Source organism: Zestosphaera sp., assembly GCA_038727705.1.
Lineage (GTDB): Archaea > Thermoproteota > Thermoprotei_A > Sulfolobales > NBVN01 > Zestomicrobium.
This window is the reverse complement of record JAVYVJ010000002.1, coordinates 162122-179736: the sequence shown is the minus strand read 5'-3', so window position 1 is coordinate 179736 and position 17615 is coordinate 162122. Positions and strand designations below refer to the sequence as shown.

Annotated in this window: 21 protein-coding genes; 10 read left to right on the top strand and 11 right to left on the bottom strand. The window is 53.4% G+C overall.

Features of this window, described 5'->3' with window-relative positions; translation table 11 throughout:
* Positions 1-14: 14 nt before the first annotated feature.
* Positions 15-869, top strand: a complete 855-nt coding sequence (locus QW772_05095; protein ID MEM0038283.1) for a class I SAM-dependent methyltransferase family protein — start codon at positions 15-17, stop codon at positions 867-869.
* Here QW772_05095 and QW772_05090 read toward each other — a convergent pair whose 3' ends face one another.
* On the bottom strand, positions 870-2063 hold the full coding sequence (locus tag QW772_05090) for a PhoH family protein (protein ID MEM0038282.1): 1194 nt from the start codon (positions 2061-2063) through the stop codon (positions 870-872).
* Positions 2064-2126: 63 nt separating this feature from the next.
* Here QW772_05090 and QW772_05085 point away from each other — a divergent pair, with 63 nt between their 5' ends.
* Complete coding sequence (locus QW772_05085; protein MEM0038281.1) at positions 2127-2756, top strand: hypothetical protein; 630 nt, start codon at positions 2127-2129, stop codon at positions 2754-2756.
* On the opposite strand, the gene dph5 is transcribed toward QW772_05085, so the two are convergent.
* The 3 genes from dph5 to QW772_05070 are packed head-to-tail and all read right to left on the bottom strand — an operon-like array spanning position 2731 to position 4244.
* Entirely contained in the window at positions 2731-3522 is a 792-nt protein-coding gene (gene dph5, locus QW772_05080) for a diphthine synthase (GenBank protein MEM0038280.1), read from the bottom strand. The genes QW772_05085 and dph5 overlap by 26 nt on opposite strands.
* Positions 3523-3553: 31 nt before the next feature.
* Positions 3554-4000 (bottom strand): hypothetical protein, encoded by a 447-nt coding sequence (locus QW772_05075; protein ID MEM0038279.1) that lies wholly within the window; start codon positions 3998-4000, stop codon positions 3554-3556.
* Between the two features lie 52 nt (positions 4001-4052).
* A complete protein-coding gene (locus tag QW772_05070) occupies positions 4053-4244 on the bottom strand; it encodes a hypothetical protein (protein MEM0038278.1) in 192 nt (63 codons plus the stop codon).
* A gap of 161 nt (positions 4245-4405) precedes the next feature.
* Here QW772_05070 and QW772_05065 point away from each other — a divergent pair, with 161 nt between their 5' ends.
* Positions 4406-5356, top strand: coding sequence for a transcription initiation factor IIB (locus tag QW772_05065; protein ID MEM0038277.1), 951 nt, complete (start codon positions 4406-4408; stop codon positions 5354-5356).
* A 38-nt stretch (positions 5357-5394) separates the two neighbouring features.
* Here QW772_05065 and yciH read toward each other — a convergent pair whose 3' ends face one another.
* A complete protein-coding gene (gene yciH / locus QW772_05060; GenBank protein ID MEM0038276.1) occupies positions 5395-5760 on the bottom strand; it encodes a stress response translation initiation inhibitor YciH in 366 nt (121 codons plus the stop codon).
* 79 nt (positions 5761-5839) lie between these two features.
* Here yciH and QW772_05055 point away from each other — a divergent pair, with 79 nt between their 5' ends.
* The 5 genes from QW772_05055 (at position 5840) to QW772_05035 (ending at position 10545) form a co-directional block, all read left to right on the top strand.
* Positions 5840-7192 carry a M20/M25/M40 family metallo-hydrolase gene (locus QW772_05055; GenBank protein ID MEM0038275.1) on the top strand — a complete coding sequence of 451 codons (1353 nt, stop codon included), beginning with the start codon at positions 5840-5842 and terminating at the stop codon, positions 7190-7192.
* Positions 7193-7318: 126 nt separating this feature from the next.
* Positions 7319-8248 carry a glycosyltransferase gene (locus QW772_05050; GenBank protein ID MEM0038274.1) on the top strand — a complete coding sequence of 310 codons (930 nt, stop codon included), beginning with the start codon at positions 7319-7321 and terminating at the stop codon, positions 8246-8248.
* 78 nt (positions 8249-8326) lie between these two features.
* Positions 8327-9580 (top strand): glycosyltransferase family 4 protein, encoded by a 1254-nt coding sequence (locus QW772_05045; protein ID MEM0038273.1) that lies wholly within the window; start codon positions 8327-8329, stop codon positions 9578-9580.
* Positions 9581-9658: 78 nt separating this feature from the next.
* Positions 9659-10027, top strand: a complete 369-nt coding sequence (locus tag QW772_05040; GenBank protein ID MEM0038272.1) for a GNAT family N-acetyltransferase — start codon at positions 9659-9661, stop codon at positions 10025-10027.
* The gene (locus tag QW772_05035) at positions 10024-10545 is read left to right on the top strand and encodes a hypothetical protein (protein MEM0038271.1); all 522 of its coding nucleotides are present in this window, start codon (positions 10024-10026) and stop codon (positions 10543-10545) included. Before QW772_05040 ends, QW772_05035 begins: the two co-directional genes overlap by 4 nt.
* Positions 10546-10742: 197 nt before the next feature.
* On the opposite strand, the gene QW772_05030 is transcribed toward QW772_05035, so the two are convergent.
* The 4 genes from QW772_05030 to QW772_05015 form a co-directional block, all read right to left on the bottom strand.
* Positions 10743-11510, bottom strand: a complete 768-nt coding sequence (locus QW772_05030) for an ABC transporter permease (protein ID MEM0038270.1) — start codon at positions 11508-11510, stop codon at positions 10743-10745.
* Entirely contained in the window at positions 11510-12505 is a 996-nt protein-coding gene (locus tag QW772_05025) for an ATP-binding cassette domain-containing protein (GenBank protein ID MEM0038269.1), read from the bottom strand. The genes QW772_05030 and QW772_05025 overlap by 1 nt, the downstream gene beginning before the upstream one ends.
* A complete protein-coding gene (locus QW772_05020) occupies positions 12505-12972 on the bottom strand; it encodes a PadR family transcriptional regulator (GenBank protein MEM0038268.1) in 468 nt (155 codons plus the stop codon). Before QW772_05020 ends, QW772_05025 begins: the two co-directional genes overlap by 1 nt.
* 115 nt (positions 12973-13087) lie before the next feature.
* Positions 13088-13942, bottom strand: coding sequence for a hypothetical protein (locus QW772_05015; GenBank protein ID MEM0038267.1), 855 nt, complete (start codon positions 13940-13942; stop codon positions 13088-13090).
* A gap of 79 nt (positions 13943-14021) precedes the next feature.
* On the opposite strand from QW772_05015, the gene QW772_05010 reads away from it, so the two are divergent.
* Both QW772_05010 and QW772_05005 read left to right on the top strand, forming a co-directional pair.
* Complete coding sequence (locus QW772_05010; GenBank protein ID MEM0038266.1) at positions 14022-14270, top strand: ferredoxin; 249 nt, start codon at positions 14022-14024, stop codon at positions 14268-14270.
* A gap of 83 nt (positions 14271-14353) precedes the next feature.
* Positions 14354-15568 (top strand): pyridoxal phosphate-dependent aminotransferase, encoded by a 1215-nt coding sequence (locus QW772_05005; GenBank protein MEM0038265.1) that lies wholly within the window; start codon positions 14354-14356, stop codon positions 15566-15568.
* A gap of 311 nt (positions 15569-15879) precedes the next feature.
* Here QW772_05005 and QW772_05000 read toward each other — a convergent pair whose 3' ends face one another.
* Complete coding sequence (locus tag QW772_05000; protein MEM0038264.1) at positions 15880-17262, bottom strand: tripartite tricarboxylate transporter permease; 1383 nt, start codon at positions 17260-17262, stop codon at positions 15880-15882.
* A complete protein-coding gene (locus QW772_04995; GenBank protein ID MEM0038263.1) occupies positions 17262-17510 on the bottom strand; it encodes a hypothetical protein in 249 nt (82 codons plus the stop codon). The genes QW772_05000 and QW772_04995 overlap by 1 nt, the downstream gene beginning before the upstream one ends.
* Positions 17511-17615 lie beyond the last annotated feature (105 nt).

The window sequence follows — 17615 nt, the reverse complement described above, 5'->3', positions numbered from 1 at the left end:
CGGTGTGGACATTAATGGGCAGGGGGAAACTGTTGAGGGACATTGCGGAGAAGGTGTTGGGCAGGGAGTACCGGGATAGACTGTGGGGTAGGGTGGAGATCATAGGGGACATAGCCATCATTAGGAAGCCCCCCGACCTCGCCGTCGAGGTCTTCAAGCCTGTAGGGGAGGAGATCATTAAGGCACTGCCCTACGTTAAGTCCGTCTGGCTAGCCATCACACCTGTGAGGACTCACCACAGGGTTAGGGAGCACGTCTTCCTGGCTGGGGAGGAGAGGAGCGTCACGACCTACAGGGAACACGGCTGCGTCTTCAAAGTCGACATAAACACGGTCTACATATCTCCCGTCCTGAACTACGAGCACGGGAGGGTGGCGGGGCTTGTCAGTCCTGGGGAATTCGTGATAAACATGTTCGCCGGTGTGGGGCTTTTCTCCATAGTCATAGCTAGGAAGGCCAGGCCCGTCAAGGTAGTCTCGATAGACATCAACCCAAACGCTTACGAGCTAATGCGCGAGAACATAGTGCTGAACGGTGTGGAGGGAGTAGTTGAGGCCAGGCTCGGCGACGCAGCCCAAGTTATCAAGGAATACGCCGGTAGCGCCGACAGAGTGCTCATGCCCCTCCCTGAGTACTCACGCACCTACCTTCCTTACGCTATCTCGGCGTTAAGGGGGTGCGGCTTCATACACGTCTACGACTTCCTCAGCGCTGGGAGTAGGGAGGAGGCCCTCACACTGGGTCGGAAAGTGTTTGAGGAGTTATTGGGTAAGTTAGGGGTAAGGTACGAGATCACCTTCGGTAGGGTCGTGAGGGGCGTCGGGCCTCGCTACTACCAGGTTGTTGAGGACATATATGTCTGCCACTGACTACTTTCCGGACTCCCTGGATTCCTTAGCGCCGCCTCCCCCCTTCCTCCTAGGCTTCTCGTCAGGCCTATGTCTTGCCTTAGCGTCTGTGGGGATCACCTTAACACCTATTCCGAACAGCTCTCTGGTCAGGGCGTCGAGGAACCTGACGTAGGTCCCCTTCTGACCCACGAACGCTCCGAAGACGCCCTCCTCTATCTCGATCGAGACGTAGGCACCCTTGAAGTCGACGTCCAGAACCCTCTTCCAAACCCATGAGACGGGGTGGACCGCCCTTATCAGGTCCGTTATGTCGACGTCCAGCTCGACCCCCCTCACCCTGACGCCAAGCTCCTTCTCAATTGCCGATATCCTCTCACCACCCTTGCCGACCAGCCTCCCCAGGTGGCCTTTCTTGACAACCACCACGTAGTTCGGGAGGTGTTCGAAGGATATGTTGAGACCGCTTGCAACCCTAACTACGTCAAGCACTGTTATGACGTCCGAATCTGGTGACTTAAGCCTTACAGTCTCCAGAGTCTTCAGCTCGGGGTCCGTGAGCTTCCTGGTTCTGAGGAGGTACTCCATGACAAGCCTTAAGCCCATCTTAGCGCCCTCCCTAACTATGTCCTTAACCCCCAGATCAACGACGAGGGCCCTGGCCTCGCCCGCCAGTATCTCCCTCATCACTGAGGTTGGATCCTGATTCCTGACCCTGAGGGCCTGGAATATGGGGTCCGCCGCAACTATCAGCCTGCTGTTTCTGCCGACCCTAACCACAGCCTCTATGAGGGACTCGACCCTGAGGGACTGTGCGTCATCCACGAATATTACGGAGGAGTCGAAGGTCCTTCCCCTTAGGTAGTGGCTGTCAGCGAACGTTAGCCTCCCCTCGTCGACTAGCTTCTTAACCTCATCCCACGACATCAAGCCGCTCAGGACGTCCGTGACGTACTGCTTCGAGAGCTCCATGAACTGGGGACCTGCCTCAGCCATGCTGACCTCCCTCCCAGTTGTGACGTCGATCACAGGCCTTATCACCACCAACCTCTTGTACTTACCTGAGTTGACCGCTCCTATACCGTACGCCAGAGCGAAGAGGGACTTACCAACCCCGGTGGGCCCGAAGACCCCCACTATAGAGTAGGATTCATCCTCAAGAGCCTCCTTAAGCCTCCCCTGCCCCGGCGTCAGCGCGTTCACTCTATCAAGCATCTTCAGCACCAGTGTTGTATTGATATTAAAGTCTTTTAAACGATTCTCGTGTGGTGGCGCTCAGTGCCCTTAGTTGATGTAGTGAGGTGGCGTGAGAGGAAGGGGAGGATGCTCAGTAGGCTTAGGGAGGACCTTGAGATAGGGTATCTGGACAAGGACATAGTTGACGTGCTCCTCAAGCTCTTCGAGTTCGACGGGCTGTACACGATAAGCTCCTGCAGTGGGAGGGTGACCCTGATCGACGGGGATCTACCATGGCGGAGGAAGGGATCAACCATAATCTTCAAGAAGCACCAGCCTCTAGCGCTTGAGGAGCTACTGAGTTACCTGGAGGGCCCTGTCTCGCGGAGGCTGTGGCTGGTGGTGACGGGCCCCATAATACATGCCTCCGCAGTCAGCCTGGGGTGGGCTGGCGAGCTCCTGAGGATCGCTCGAGAGTCCGGCATGAAGCACTCTGGAGTACTCTCAATAAGTAGGGGGAAGGGGGTTATAGTGGAGCTGAGGACTGGAGTAAGGTTAACGAGCTTGCTTAAGATTAGGGATCAGACTTTAATCGGTGCTGAGAAGGTTGAGGAGGTTGTGAGGGTAGCTAACGAGGCATTGCTTGAGGGTAAGGAGAAGCTCGAGAGGCTTAGGAAGGCTTTGGAGAGAGCTTCAAGCACCGGGCTCACCGGCAGTACTTCCCGGAGATGATTCTGGCGGCCTCCTCCTCCATGAAGTGCATCTTAGGGGACGTCACGATCAGCGTGTGTGGACCTCCGTGGTCTGGTAGACCCCTAAGCTCTCCGAGGGTCTTAAAGCATATCCTCTGACTCTCCCCAGTCAGCCCTGAGACCGCGATAGCCATCCTGGAGTCCCTCACCACCTCCTCACCCCTAGTAGCCTCGACCATGTAGAGTATCTCAACGGCCTCCCTGACCTGCATTACTAAACCCTTCTCAAGATCCATCTCGGTGAGGAAGGGCGTGTGGAGATTCCTTGAGTCGTTGTCCTTCAGCACGTCGTACGCGTACTCCGACACGGCGCCTGACCTCGGGTATGTGATGGTTGCCACCTTACCCATCTTGTAGAGCATAAGGCCTGACATGGTCAGCGCGTTAGGTATTATGCCGGGCGCTGGAACCACGTCGAAGTCAACCCCCCTCTTCCCCGCCTCAACAAGCAGTGCGGCGTGCGTGGTGGCATCCAGGGGGTTGCCTGGAACCACCACAACCACCTTAAGCCCCTCTAGAGCCGGCCTCAGCAGGATCTCAAAGTACCTCTCCTCCACATCCCCGCGTTTCAGAGGAACCAAGTCCCTGCCGGTAAGCGACTTTATGAGTTCTGCAGAGCCCCCTAGCGAAACGCTCGTGTAGGAATCCACATACACTAGGTCAGCGTCTGAAATCTCCCTAACACCTCTCAGGGTGATCAGGCCTGCAGACAGCCCTGAACCAACGAGAACTAACTTCCCAGGCATCAGTACCCCCAATTACTTGGGGTGGCGTCAATTAAAGACTCTCATCAGGTATTAGAGTGTAGCCGACATACCTCAGAACCCCGACACTCACCCCTATCACTTCAGCCACTGCCTGCACATAATCCCTTAACCTCCTCACCTCAGTCCTAGCATCCACCCTGTAGAAGACGGAGATGCCGTCACCGCGGACAATCACCTCCCCACCACCTCTGATGAGGTCCGAGTACTGCTTGGTGAAGAAGCTCGCCGCCTCAATATCCTTCGAGACAAGGACCTCAACACGCAGCCACTCAATCAGACCTACCCCAGCCATGTATGAGAAGACGACATTAACTCGAGGGATTGTGTTGGAGTCCGTCGTGAAAGCCATTAGGACATGCCTAGCTCCACTGACCTCCGCGTCACTTAGCATCCACTCCAGATCCTCCCGACTTAAGAGGTCTTCAGTGAAATTGGTCAGGAACTCTGCCGGTTGCACCGCGTGTCCCTCAGCTAAAAGCCCTGATTATGGAGGCTTCCAGGCAATGCCGCTAGACTGCACCGACCTTCTTAGAGCTAGGTCTTCGGGCCTTGACTATGATTCTGAACCCGCAGAAAGGACACCTCAGGAACGTGTAGCCCTCCCTCTCCTCCGCCCTCAAGAAGCTCTCCATTCCCTCCTCCAAAGAAAACTCCCTGCCGCACTTCCAGCATTTATACACCACGTTCTCCGACCCGCTCAAAACCTCACTACCTCCTTAGTACTATACTGTGCTACGTGATTATTTAAGTATTCGCTGAGAGTGAGTCCTCACCACATATTATGTTAGGGATGATGTAGTGTCTTTCTTGAAACTAGTAAAAAAGCTTATTAACTCTGTAGTACACCTTTTTAAGGTTTACGGTGGTTGGTGGTTCTATAATGGAAGAAGGCGGTGAGTCCCGGGAGGTTAAGTGCCCCCCGGGTAAGATTGTTTATGACGAGGTTAGGGGGGAGTACATCTGCGCTGAGACCGGGGAGGTCATTGAGGAGAGGGTTGTCGATCAAGGTCCTGAGTGGAGGGCTTTCACGCCCGAGGAGAAGGAGAGGAGGTCGCGTTCAGGTTCCCCGCTCTCTCAGACGTTGCACGACAGCGGCATCGCCACGATGATTGACTGGCGTGACAGGGATGCATCGGGTAAGAAGCTGGAGCTCGAGCGTAAGCTCGAGGCCATGCGCATGCGCAAGTGGCAGATAAGGACGAGGATCCAGAACAGCATTGACAGGAACATAACTCAGGCCGCTGAGGAACTTGACAGGCTTGCTGTGGAGTTAGGGTTGCCGGAGGCGATTAAGGACGAGGCCGCGGCGATATATAGGAAGGCCGTGGAGAGAGGTATCGTCAGGGGGAGAGCTGTTGAGGCTGTCGTGGCAGCATGCCTCTATATAGCGTGCAGGCTCTACAAGCTACCAAGGTCCCTGGACGACATAGCGGAGTACACTAAGACCCAGAAGAAGGAGATAGCGAGGTGCTTTAGACTCCTGGTGCGTGAGCTCAACATAAGGATCCCTGTATCAGGGGCCAGTGACTACGTACCTCAGATGATCTCAGCGCTGGGGCTTGGCGGCAGGGTTGAGGCTAAGGCTAGGGAGATACTGGAGCAGGCTAAGAGCACCGGCATAACGGCAGGCAAGGATCCAGCGGGGGTGGCTGCCGCCGCCGTCTACATAGCGGCCAGGCTCTGCGGGATCAAGAAGACTCAGAAGGACATAGCGCAGGTCGCTGGAGTCACTGAAGTCACTGTGAGGAACAGGTATAGGGAGATAACGCAACAATTGGGCCTTAAAGTGCCTGAGGATGAAGAGGAAGAGTAGACGTCGTTTCAGCCCATAATTAAAACCTTAAAACCGGTTTACTCAGCTTCTATGAATATTATGCTCTCAGCAGGTATGCCGAACTCCTCCACAAGTATGTTCCTTGCCTTCTGCCTCTGGTCCCCCTGAATCTCTATGTGGTTGTCCTTCACCGTGCCTCCTGTAGCCAGCCTGCTCTTAAGGACTGAGGCCACCTTCCTCAGGTCGTACGTGGAGGGATCTATGCCTTCAATGATCGTTACCTCCTTGCCGAACTTCCTCCTCTCAAGCCTGATCTTAACGAGCTGCTCTTCAGCGCCTAACTGAACGCAGAGCTCCTCCGGAAGCCCGCCGCACAGGGAGGTTATATCGACTTTGCCCTTCTTGCTCATCTCACACCCTACTGCATGTAATACCTCAAACAAGGGCTTATAAAGGTTTAGGGCCGTGCCTCCGATGAGGGTGATGAAGCATATTAGCCCCTGCCATGAATATTGCGAGGTGATGTCCTGCTTGAGTGAGGACGTGCTGGACCTTCTAGCTTCACTAGTCAGTGTAGACACGACCAACGATCCCGTCAGGGGGTTGAAGCCAGGAAGGGCTGTGATCGACTTGGTTGAGGACCTGCTGAGGGGTTGGGGTCTGGACGCTTCCCTCCTTGAGGTCAACGGCTACTACACGATATACGGCGAGGTCGGCAGGGGGGAGCCGCTCATCATGTTCATGGCGCACCTAGACGTGGTTCCGGCAGTAAGGGAGGAGTGGACTCACGACCCCTTCAAACTCACTGTGGTCGGGGATAAGGCCTTCGGGAGGGGTGTTGCAGACGATAAGGGCAACGTTGTGGGGGTGATGCTGGCTCTGAAGAGGCTGAAGGAGCAAGGCCTTAGAGGCAGAGTCCTCTACGCCTTCACGACGGATGAGGAGGTAGGGGGTGTCCACGGCGCTAAGGCACTGGCTGAAAAGCTAGCCAAAGAAAACTCACTACCAAAATACCTAATCAACTGCGATGGTTCCCTCATGAGTCCTATAGTGAGGCGGAGGAAGTCATTTAAAGCGCTTGTTAAAGCCGCGAGAAAAACTGTCAAGGTGTCTGGAGCGTTAAGGAAAGTTGAGTTCGAGGTGAGGACTCCGGTGACGCCGACCAGGCACGCAGCATACTTCATCCCCGGAGTCGACACTCATCCATTCATAGCGGCCTCACACTTCATGAGGTCTAACCCGTGGTTACTGGCGACCCGTGTCGAAGGGACCTTCGTAAAGTCGAACGTGCTGCCGTCCAAAGTAATGGTTGAGTACGCAGACCCCTCCGGGGAGGGCGGCGAGGTCGAGGCCGACGTCGGCCTAACTGAAGTCCTTCATCTCCTCATGCCGTTAAGCAGAACTCCAGTCCAGACATCCCTGCACAGCGACTACGGGGTGACGATAACGCCAAACATGTACTACCTAGACGGGGAGGGCAGGCACGTGGTCGAGGTGGATGTGAGGGCGATGACCAACGAGACCGGGGTCGTCAGGGAAGCCCTAGAACGCGTGGCCTCTGAGGTAGGCCCTGAAGTTAGCTTAGAGGTCCACGGCGAGAGAAGCAGCGGTTGCCTATACCTCTCTCCGGATGACGGGCTGGTCAAGACGTCCCTCAAACTCCTCGAGAGCATGGGCGTGAGGGCGTCGCCTGTGGAGGGGGCTGGCGCCTCAGACTCAAGGTACTTCACGCCGCTCGGCGTCAAGAGCATGGACTTCGGACCTAAAGGCGGGAACGTACACGGTCCCGACGAGTGGGTCGACATCAACACCCTACGACTACTGCCGAGATTCTATGTTGGGGTAGCTAGAGAGCTTATGAGTTTGCCAGACTGACATGTATAGGTCCCCTATAGGGGGGTTTGCGTTTCGCAACCGTTATTTTAACTTTCCCTTTTGCACCTATAGGCTTGAGATTTGAAATTTATTTATTACGGTCAAGTAATTTAGCGCGGGGCTCACGTGAGGATCTCTGTACTGGTACTCACGCACTGTAGGGAATGGGCTCTGTGCTACTCTCTCGACAGCCTAGCACACCAGAAACGACCGCCCGACGAAGTCTTAATCGTTTTGAAACCCTGCAATGACGGGAGTGAAGAAGTGATTTCAAGATTTAAGAAAGCCTTACCGCTAAGGGTAATATACCAGAACTCTAGCGGTAACGTTACAGACGCGGTTGAGTTGGGTTATCTGAACGCATCAGGAGACGTAGTTTTGTTCCTAGATGACGATGCTGTAGCTCATGAGGAATGGGTGTTGAGGTATGAGAGGTTGTTCAGCGAGAAAGACGACGCGGCCGGTTTAACGGGCCTTGTTTATAAAGCATTTCTAAATAACGATAGGCTAATTAAGTCCGAGGTGCCATTCTTTATAAAGGTGCAGACTAGAAGCGCCCCACACCGTGAGCCTTTACCCGAACTTAGGGACTACTGTGGATGGATATCTGCTTCAGGTTTTGCGGGTGAAAAAATATGCAATGATGGCGTTCGTAAATCGGTTTTGTTATGCGGAGCGAACATGGGTTTAAGGACTTCACTTATCAAGGATCTTCACCTCTCAGCCCTCTACAAAGGAAGTAGGAAAGGTTTCTGGTTCGAGAGCGTGGTGGCCTATTGGTGTGTTTTGAAGGGTTTCAAAACTTATGAGGTAGTGGATAAGGAAATATCGCCCATAGTGTGGCATATCGAGCACAATGACTCCCTTACTAGGCACAGGGGTTTTTGGGATACATTCTGGCTGCACTATGATCGGGTGGCCATGTTCCGGAGGTTAAGGAGGTTGAAGGCAGGCGTTTCAGCGGTGAGATACGCCTTAGCCCTGGGCATCGCATTGAGGAGGGATACACTGCCCAGACTGCTCGCTACGCTCTACGGCTTGTTACATGATAGATAGCGTAGCCGTTGTGATTACCTGGAACCTCCGATTTTCATAGCTTTAAACCTGTTTAGGATAAATTTGTTTGTGATCTAGTTGAGCAGGCGTGCGTTAGTGCTCCATCACTACTGGAACAGGCCTGGAGGAGGCCAACTTGTCTGCGCTTCAGTCACGCACACGTTTGACTTAATGGGCTTGACCCCTGTTCTTGTATCGCCCGTCACCATTCATGTTGAGAAATATCCTGAGTGGTATGGGATTGACTTAAGCAGGTTTACTAGATACTCAACACGCCTGGAGTTGAAAGCTTTCGGACTGTATCTCAGATTGTTGGTTGGGTATGTCGGTGTGAAGGCGTTACGTGAGTACAACGCTGGATTGGTCTTCACTGACGAGTCTGCTTATAAGCCTCTGATTCCAGAGGTGGTTAAGAGGGGAGTGAAGCTTATCGAGTACATTCATTTCCCGTTAGAGGTGTCGATTGATCCCAAACTTCGTGGGAGCGGACTCTACTACGGTGAGGATCCATACATCCTCGAGAGATATGGTAAGTTCCCCTTAAACGTGTATTGGAAGCTCTATACAAAGATATCCCCCCGGTATGTCAGGGAGAACCCGTTTGAGGTAGCCTCGGTTGTTCTAACGAATTCGGCTTGGACTGCCGATATTGTTAAGGATATTTATGGTGAGGAGCCAGAGGTGCTTAATCCTCCACTACCTCCGGCTCTAAGTATTCTCACGGGGAATGAGATACCGGCATTCGACACGAGGATGGACTCAGTCGTAATGGTCGGCAGGTTTAGTGAGGAGAAAAGGTATCACTGGGTAATCGGTGAAGTGTTTCCCTCGATAAGACGGGAAGTTAAGGGTGTTAAGCTTTACGTGTTCGGAGGCGCGAGTACTAGGACTTCCATGAATTACCTTTCCAGGTTAATTAAATTAGCCGAGTCTCTAGGCTTCAAAACCGCCACCAGCTTAAACGCAGATGCTGACGTATACCTGATTCCCGACGCGCCGCGCAGGGACATAACTAAAGTGATGGACCGCTCTAAGGTCTTTCTTCACTCAACGATAAACGAGCACTGGGGGATAGTCGTTGCTGAGGCTATGTCCAGAGGACTGCCAGTAGTTGTGCATGAGTCCGGCGGGGCTTGGAGTGATATAGTAAGGCATGGTGAGCACGGGTTAGGGTACAGGGACGCTGATGATGCTGTCGAGAAGGTTCTTGACGTCCTAACCAATAGAAAACTATGGGAATACCTGTCAATGAAGTCCACGGATCGGGTTAGAGACTTAACCTTAGATAATTTCACCGCGAAGTTCATTGACATAGTTAAGAAGCATGTATAGGCATCATAGATCGTGAGTCTTATTAGGTTCGGTACACAGAAAGATATGTAGTGGTGCGTTGAGAGTATGGTGGTTTGAGTGCTTGACGGACCCGCCTGTGCGGGTGGGTTCGTAGTCAGGGATGCAGGCCCCAGTGATGTGGGAAGGGTTTTCGAGATATATTCGCAGGCCTTAGGGGCTCTGGATGAAGTGGGTCGTGAGTGGCTTGAGGCTCTGGTTAGGAGTAGGTCTAGGAGGAAGAGGGTCGTCGTTGTTGAGTTGGACGGTTCTGTGGTCGGCTTCGCCACGGTCTTCAAGCGTGGAGAGGTGGCGTTTCTTGACAGCATTGCTGTGGATGAGGATGTTAGGAGCCGTGGTGTTGGGGGGCTTCTGCTGGACGTGATTGAGGGAGGCTTGAATCGGAGGGTGTTAAGTCCCTCGCGCTTAGCGTTAAGAACTGGAACTTGAGGGCTCTCGACTTCTACTTGAGGAGGGGCTACGTTGTTGAGGGCGTAGTGATGATGTTCTCAGCCGATCCGCGCAGGATCAACGCGACCCGCCCAGGGGGTCGCTATGTGGTGGAGGAAATACCTGCAGAGGGTCTGAAGCGCTTAAGGTTAAGGCCGACGACCTGGTGGAGCAATCTGATCGAGGACGTTCAGAGAATCATTCACAAGCGTTATCTGAAGGGCGAGAAAGCAATCCTCGTTAGATCTGGCAGGAGGGTCAGAGGGGTGGTTGAGTTCTCGTGCAACGGCAGGCTCTTCGTCAATTACGTAGCCCTCTCCTCCTACAACGCGACGAAAGTGCTCAACGAGATAGTCTACAAACTCAAGACGACGGCCGTTAAGGAGGGGCTAAGCGAGATAGTGATACCCGTGGATGCGTCGAAGGGGTTGCTGGTGTCAGAACTGGCCGCGATGAACTTCCACACTCAGGAGACCGAATACCTAATGACTAAAGGGCTCAGCAACCACGATGACTAATCCCAAGCACAGGCATGAGGTTGGGGGAACGGAGGCTAGCTCAACTCTCCTGAAGATTAATAGCCCGACACACTTCGGGCGTATTGGGGAGATCCCTTGGAGGGAGTATGGCCTAGCGATGCATTACGCCTCGAAAATTATGAAAAGTTTTCAGTTGTAGCTTAGCATGTCCTGTGGAGTTGTTACGAGATACCGTTTTAGTCTTCGATGGTTGCCTTGACGTAGGTTCTTATTGCCAGTAGTAGCAGAGCGGATGTCAAAACGCCTAACAGTCCTATATCCACTATGGGATCAAACCTGGAGACGCCTGTCAACCAATATCTCATCCCATCCACGGCGTAGGTCAATGGATTGACGTACGCTACTGTCCTCATCCACTCAGGCATGTTCTCTATCGGGTAGAAGACGCCGCTCATGAATATGAGCGGCATGGTCATTAAATTCACTATCATCTGAAAACCCTCACTGCTCGAGAGTTTCAGCGAGATAGATATCCCGAGCGATGTAAACCCCATCGAGAGTACCATACCGTACGCCAATGCTGGAACCGCCCCCGCAACGCGTATTTGAGGTGCTACGAAGTACATTATAGCCAGTATAATAAGTCCCTGCAACACCGTGACTAGAGAGTCGCCGAAGGTTCTCCCTAATATCACCTCGGCCCTGGAGGTAGGTGCTACTAGAGTTTCCTTAAGGAAGCCGAACTGCTTGTCCCATATGACTGAAATGCCGCTGATGAAGGAACCCATCATTATTGTCATGGCGACCATCCCTGACGCCAGGTATGTTAGGTAGTCAAGCCCGCCGAACACCGCTCTGGCGCCCGGGAAACTGAAGACGTTGCTCCATCCAAGGCCGAAGAAAACAATCCACACGATCGGGTTCACGACTGACATCACTAGCCTGGACTTAGCGCTGACAAAACGCTTAAGCTGTCTGTAGGTCATCACTATGAATCCGTCCATCAGAACCACCTCCCTCTGGGGCCGTGTGGAATAGGCGCCTCCTCCAGCGAGTCCCTTAGCTCCCTGCCCGTCAGGTGGATGAAGACCTCGTTAAGCGTCGGCCTCCTGTAGCTCACTTCAACTATCTTGAGTCCAGCGCCGTTGGCTAGCTCGAATATTTTAGGTATTGCTGAAGTAGCATCCCTGACCACCAACTCGATCGTGTCCTCCCTGACCCTTCCACACTTCTCAATAATCTCAGACTCCATGCAGAGGGGTGGGTTGCCTGCGCGAGCGTCGAACCTCACGTATATGACGTCAGAGCCCAACATCGACTTGAGTTCGTCGGCCGTTCCCTCCGCTATGATCTTCCCCCTATCCATGATGGAAATTCTGTTGCAGAGTTCCTCTGCCTCATCCATGTAGTGCGTCGTCAGGATTATTGTGGTGCCCTTCTCCTTCTTCACGCTTAATATGTAATCCCATATCCTAGCCCTTGTCTGCGGGTCGAGACCCAGCGTAGGCTCATCCAGGAAGAGGACGTCAGGCTCATGAATCAGGGACCTGGCTATCTCCAACCTCCTCCTCATGCCTCCGGAGAAGTGCCTCACCTGCTTGTAGGCGAACTCCTCAAGGTCGACGAACCTGAGCAGCTCGAAGATCTTCCTTCTCAACCCCTCCCCCCTCAACCCGTAGAGCCTCCCATGAATGTACATGTTGTCGTACGCAGTGAGCATGTTATCTAGGCTAGGGTCTTGAAAAACCACGCCCACCTCCTTCCTAACCTTATCGGGCTCCCTCACCACATCGTAGCCGGCTACGTAAGCCCTGCCTGAAGTAGGCCTCAGCAGGGTTGTGAGTATGTGGATGGTCGTGGTCTTGCCGGCCCCGTTAGGGCCGAGCAGGCCGTATATCTCCCCCTTCCCTACCTTAAAGGAGATGTTGTCGACCGCGACCACCTCCTTAAACTTTTTGACGAGCCCCTCAACAACGACGGCCTCGCTACCCATCCTCATCACACCTTGGAGGAGGCCAGTATCTCGAGAACCCTCGTCTCAAAATCCGCTATAGCCCTCCTCAGCTCTATCAACTCTGACTCACTTAACCTTCCAGCACCCTTCACCAACTCCCTCACCAGCTCAAGCAGCCTGTCACAGCCAGCTTGCCTGAACTTCCTGAAGGACTCAGCGAGTCTTAAAGCCTCCCTCAACTCTCCCTCATGGAGCTTCAGATACTCGAGACCCTTTTCACTCAATTTGTACACCTTGACTTCCCTGCCTTCAGCACGCAACATCTCGACCTCCACCAAGCCTTCCTGGATCGACTTCCTGAGGACCGGGTAGACGACGCCTGTACTCGGCCTCATACCGACTAAGTCCTCAAGACTTTTAATCAATCCATAGGCGTGTTTCGGTTGCCCCCTCAGAATGTTGAGTGTGACCAACTTCATATAACCCCTGAACGCCATCCTGCCTGGAATCATATCTATCTACCAACATATCTATAGATAGATGTATATAAGCTTCAAACCAGCAGTTGCTCGATCGTGCACGCTTGATCCCGTAGTACGTGGGGTTCTGAGGTTAAACCAGCATTAACTACTGCTGAACTCCAGACCTGTGTGGCGTTGCCGGAAGGTACTCGACCGCAGGCCTCCTGGCCGCCTCCTGCGGGTACAGCGACATCAGCTTGTAGACTGCTGGAGGGATTTCGGTCTTCACGTTAAGACCTAGCTCCCTGAGCTCCTCAGCCGTTATGGGCCAATCGTGAGTGTATCTGCCCATAACCAGTCTCTCCACAACCAATTCAACCTTGTCCTGAGGTAACTTGCCGTCCAACAACTTCGCCACAAGGTCTTTCGTCTGGTTCAGCGCCTTCTCAGCTATGTCGGCTAGAACCAGGGTCTCGTCACTGACTTTATCGACCCCCTTCTCCCTAACTGCCTTAACTATCGAGGGTGCTGGCAGCGAGCCTGTCTGAGTGCTTATCTGCGGGTCTACAGGTCCGAGCACCGCGTCCGGATCCATCCATATTTCGTCTGCAGCAAGTGCTATTAGAGTTCCGCCGCTCATTGCGTAATGCGGCACCACAACGATCTTCCTGCCCGGATGCCTCTTGAGGGCGAGCGCTATCTGAGAGGCTGCAAGCATCAGACCGCCCGGGGTGTGCATTATCAGCATCAACCCTCTGTCGGGGGGCGTCGACCTTATGGCCCTCAGCACGTCCTCCGAGTCCTCGATGTCGATAAACTTGTAGAGGGGTATGCCGAAGAGGCTGATCCTCTCATGCCTATGGATAAGCGTTATAACCTTAGAGTTGTACGCGCTCTCCAGAGCCTTTATTATCGAGGACCTCGCATTCCTGAGTGAGGAGTACCTTAGCTGGGGATACATGAATGAAGTGAAGAGCCACAGTATGAAGAACAACCACAGGAAGTCGCCAAAACCGTCCATACATTAACCACCAATATATATAATGCCATACCACAACAATAAATAATCTCATAAACACATAATAATCGGTGGTTCTAGCATGAAGTACAGGATCCGGGTGGACAGAGGAGCGTGCATAGCGTGCGGGGTAGCCCCTGCGCTCTGCCCCGACGTCTTTGCATTGGGCCAGGATATCGGAAAGAATAGAGTTGCTGAGAAGTACAGCGTAGAGGTCTCTGAGACTACGTCCGTCGGGGAGGTTCCGGAGGAGCTCTATGAGTGTGTTAAGCAGGCGGCAGACGCGTGCCCGGTCGGCGCCATAAGGGTTGAGGCCGTTAGGGAGAGGTAGGGCTTGAGTCTAGGATGCAATGCCCTGAACGTGGAGGGTTAGGAGGTTTTTAATTTCACTGCATAGTTATGTAGGGTGGTCTGTTGAGGAAGATCTCGTCTAGGTCTTCTAAGGTGAAGCCCTCGCCTCAGAGGAGGCTGATCGCTAAGGCGGATGAGCTGGTTAAGTCCGGGAGGGTTGTCTATAACTACACGGCCGGCCAGCCCGGACTCCCGCCGGACGAGGATCTCATTAAGGAATTCTACGGTAGGCTCACTAAAGACCCGTTCAACCACTTCAGGTACGTCCCTACCGCCGGGCTGATAGAGCTACGTGAGGCCATCAGGGAGGACCTGAGAAAGTACGGCGGCTTCGATGTCGATGTGGGGAATATAGTGGTTACGTCAGGCGGCGTTGAGGGGATGAACCTCTCACTAATAGTCACGACAGATCCCGGTGATGAGGTCGTCCTGCTGGATCCGACTTACAGTGTCTACTGGGACCTAGCCGAGTTCTACGGCCTTAAGGTCAGGAAGTGCGTGCAGGACGTGAGCAATGGCTTCCAACCTGATGAGGAGTGCTTGAAGAGCGCGATAAGCAGGAAGACGGCAGCGGTCATAGTCGTGAGCCCCGACAATCCTACCAGCAGGATCGTCAGGGAGGATCTTATGAAGTTGATAGCGGACCTATGCATAGACAATGATGTATGGTTGATCTACGATGAGGCCTACAAGCACGTGGTCTATGAGGGCGAGCATGTCTGGATTCAGAGACACTCGAGAACCATGGAGAAGTTGATAAGCATTAACTCGTTCTCAAAAGACATAGCGATACCGGGTTTCAGGCTCGGGTACACGTACGCCCCTAAGGAGGTGGTGGCGGAGATCACTAAGGTTAAGGGGTTCCTCAGCATAACATCGCCGGTGCCGGGGCAGTGGTTCGCATACTACGCTCTGACGACAGGGATTAAGGGGAGATACCTCGGTAAGGTGCTCCCAATATATAGATCTAGGAGGGATGCCCTGTACGACGCTTTGAGGAAGCACCTACCCGAAGCCAAAGTCTGGAAGCCTCAGGCATCCATGTATCTCTTCCCAGACCTAACGCCGTACATCCAGAGGATCGGGATGAGTGACGTGGACTTCACGTACCAGCTAGCGGACAGGAAGGCGGTCGTCATGCTACCCGGATCAATATTTGGCGAGCATGGAAACAACCACCTAAGGATCACGTTCGTCACGCAACCCGAGGAGAAGCTAAGGAAGGGCGTTGAACTGATGGCTGAGTTCATAGAGGAGGAAGCGGGTAGGAAGCGTTAACAATCACACTCAATTTAAGTAGTTCGAATACATAAATATTATTTGGGGCCCCTTCATGAGCGAGAAGAAGGAGAAGAAGGAGGAGAAGAAAGGAAAGAAGTGCGGCAAGTAAGCCCGCATTCCCGTCTTGTCTCTGAACAACATACCTTTTTCCTCCGCTCAACCAACTAAGCTCCAGGGCATCTAGGAGTCTCACGTAAATTAAGGAGTTAGTGACCTTCCGCTTCAATGGATTTGCTTAACAAGGCTCGAATGGCCTACGTGTTAAGTAAAGAAAAACACTGATGTTTTTGAGCGTTCGCAACGAGGATTCATATAGGCAACCCGGTGAGCAGCGCGACTATTGTTGACGCCCCTACTAAGGTCATGAAGAGCACGCCCAGCGAGACGCCAAGCCTCCACAGCGTCCCGGATACTAGGCTCACGATGAGCGTTCCGAACACTCCAGATATTCTGGCGTCGTAGTAGGAGAGCATTATCACTATGGCTATGAAGAGCCCGTAGAGCGCTTCGGCAGGAACCCTCCTGAAGACTGCCAGGGTCAACGTTCTCGAGTACTTAACTAATACTGGGTAGGCTAAGGCGAACGCTATGGTGGTAGCGCCTAGCACTGAAGCCACTATGGTCGCGTAGTCGTAGTGAGTCATTATGTAGTCTCTAGCGCTCATCCCGAGGTTGTCGAGCTTCTGGAAGAACGGTAGTGCTGGGCCCGCCGCCATGGGTCCGGTGGCCTGCCCTATGACCAGCAGGGGTATTAGGGTGCCTCCTATGTAGGTGGCGTTCTTTACAGCGTCCCTGACTGTGTACGCTAGTATGGAGCCCTTGACCTTGTCCCTCTTACTCTCTCTGAGGAGGTCCCCTATGAGTATGGTCAGCCCGACCGGCGACATCACTGTGGCGAGCACTGACGTGACTGCGGACCAGACAGTGCTTTGCACTGCCTCCTCCTTACTCAATATGTTCAACGGGTTGAGCGATATCCTACCAATCCTGGCCAGCTTCACCTCCTTAGGCCCCCTCCTCTCGTAGGACTTCCTTAACTCCCTATGGAGCATTGATATCAGCTCGAACAGCATGGGACCTATAGTTATACCTAGGAAGAAGCTTATGGAGACTGACTTGCCGTAGACCGCTCTAAACCCCTGCACGAGCAGGGCGAATGATGGTATAGTCAGCAGTGAGAGCCACCTGTTCTTAGAGGTGAGGGCAAGCACCACAAGCCCGATCAAGAGGATCCAGAACCACCTGGCGACCTTAACGCCTGGGAGTACCTCATCAGCCGTTCTGAGCCAGTCACCCAGAGGCATTAGGTAGTAGGAGAGTGTGAGGGTCGTGGCGAGAGCTACGAACTGGCCGACGACGCTGGCTGCAATGCCCTTCCTCAGTATCGTGTCGGCCAGACCGCTCTCCTTAGCGGTCAGCGCGTCAGGAACCTGAGGAACCGCCATAACCCCTCCGGGAATCCCGGCTAGGGCGACCGGAATACTGTCAGCCATCTTGAACGCCGCTATACTGGCCACGAACCAGACCAGGGCCAGTAGCGGGTCCACACCTGCCAAGAGTAGTGTGAGCAATACTGGAGCCATCGTAGCGGTTTCATCGGTTCCTGGCAGTATCCCTATAAATATATAGAGGATTGTGGAGAGGGCTGAGAGTGCCACGACCAGTAGTATTGTGAAGGGATCCAAACCCATCACACCTCCTTAATCACCCGCTTAACCTTAGTCAAGAAGATGCTTACCGCGAACCCGAGCGACGCCCCCACAGCACCTAAAGTTATCATGAGCCCTGTCTGAGGCATCCTCAACGTGCTGGCCACATAGGGCGCTAGAGAGTAGAATATTAGGGCGAGCGCGGTTGAAACCACTGTAGCAACCCCTAACTCCCTTAACGATATGTACTCCCCGTACAGCTCATAGTACACGTTGTCATCGTCGCCCATAAAGATACACTAAACTACTAAATGGTGGGTAGGGTTAAAAGCTTTACGACAAACGACTACATTAAATTTAGACAGATAGTCCGGCTCCACGCGCTGAGGTCGTGT

Coding starts and splice junctions, on each gene's coding strand:
- QW772_05020 (MEM0038268.1), bottom strand. CDS start 12,972: ATGATTCCAGGCAGGATGGCGTTCAGGGGTTATATGAAGTTGGTCACA.
- QW772_05025 (MEM0038269.1), bottom strand. CDS start 12,505: ATGAGGATGGGTAGCGAGGCCGTCGTTGTTGAGGGGCTCGTCAAAAAG.
- QW772_05000 (MEM0038264.1), bottom strand. CDS start 17,262: ATGGGTTTGGATCCCTTCACAATACTACTGGTCGTGGCACTCTCAGCC.
- QW772_05010 (MEM0038266.1), top strand. CDS start 14,022: ATGAAGTACAGGATCCGGGTGGACAGAGGAGCGTGCATAGCGTGCGGG.
- QW772_04995 (MEM0038263.1), bottom strand. CDS start 17,510: ATGGGCGACGATGACAACGTGTACTATGAGCTGTACGGGGAGTACATA.
- QW772_05090 (MEM0038282.1), bottom strand. CDS start 2,063: ATGCTTGATAGAGTGAACGCGCTGACGCCGGGGCAGGGGAGGCTTAAG.
- QW772_05030 (MEM0038270.1), bottom strand. CDS start 11,510: ATGGACGGATTCATAGTGATGACCTACAGACAGCTTAAGCGTTTTGTC.
- QW772_05015 (MEM0038267.1), bottom strand. CDS start 13,942: ATGGACGGTTTTGGCGACTTCCTGTGGTTGTTCTTCATACTGTGGCTC.
- QW772_05055 (MEM0038275.1), top strand. CDS start 5,840: ATGTCCTGCTTGAGTGAGGACGTGCTGGACCTTCTAGCTTCACTAGTC.
- dph5 (MEM0038280.1), bottom strand. CDS start 3,522: ATGCCTGGGAAGTTAGTTCTCGTTGGTTCAGGGCTGTCTGCAGGCCTG.
- QW772_05095 (MEM0038283.1), top strand. CDS start 15: ATGGGCAGGGGGAAACTGTTGAGGGACATTGCGGAGAAGGTGTTGGGC.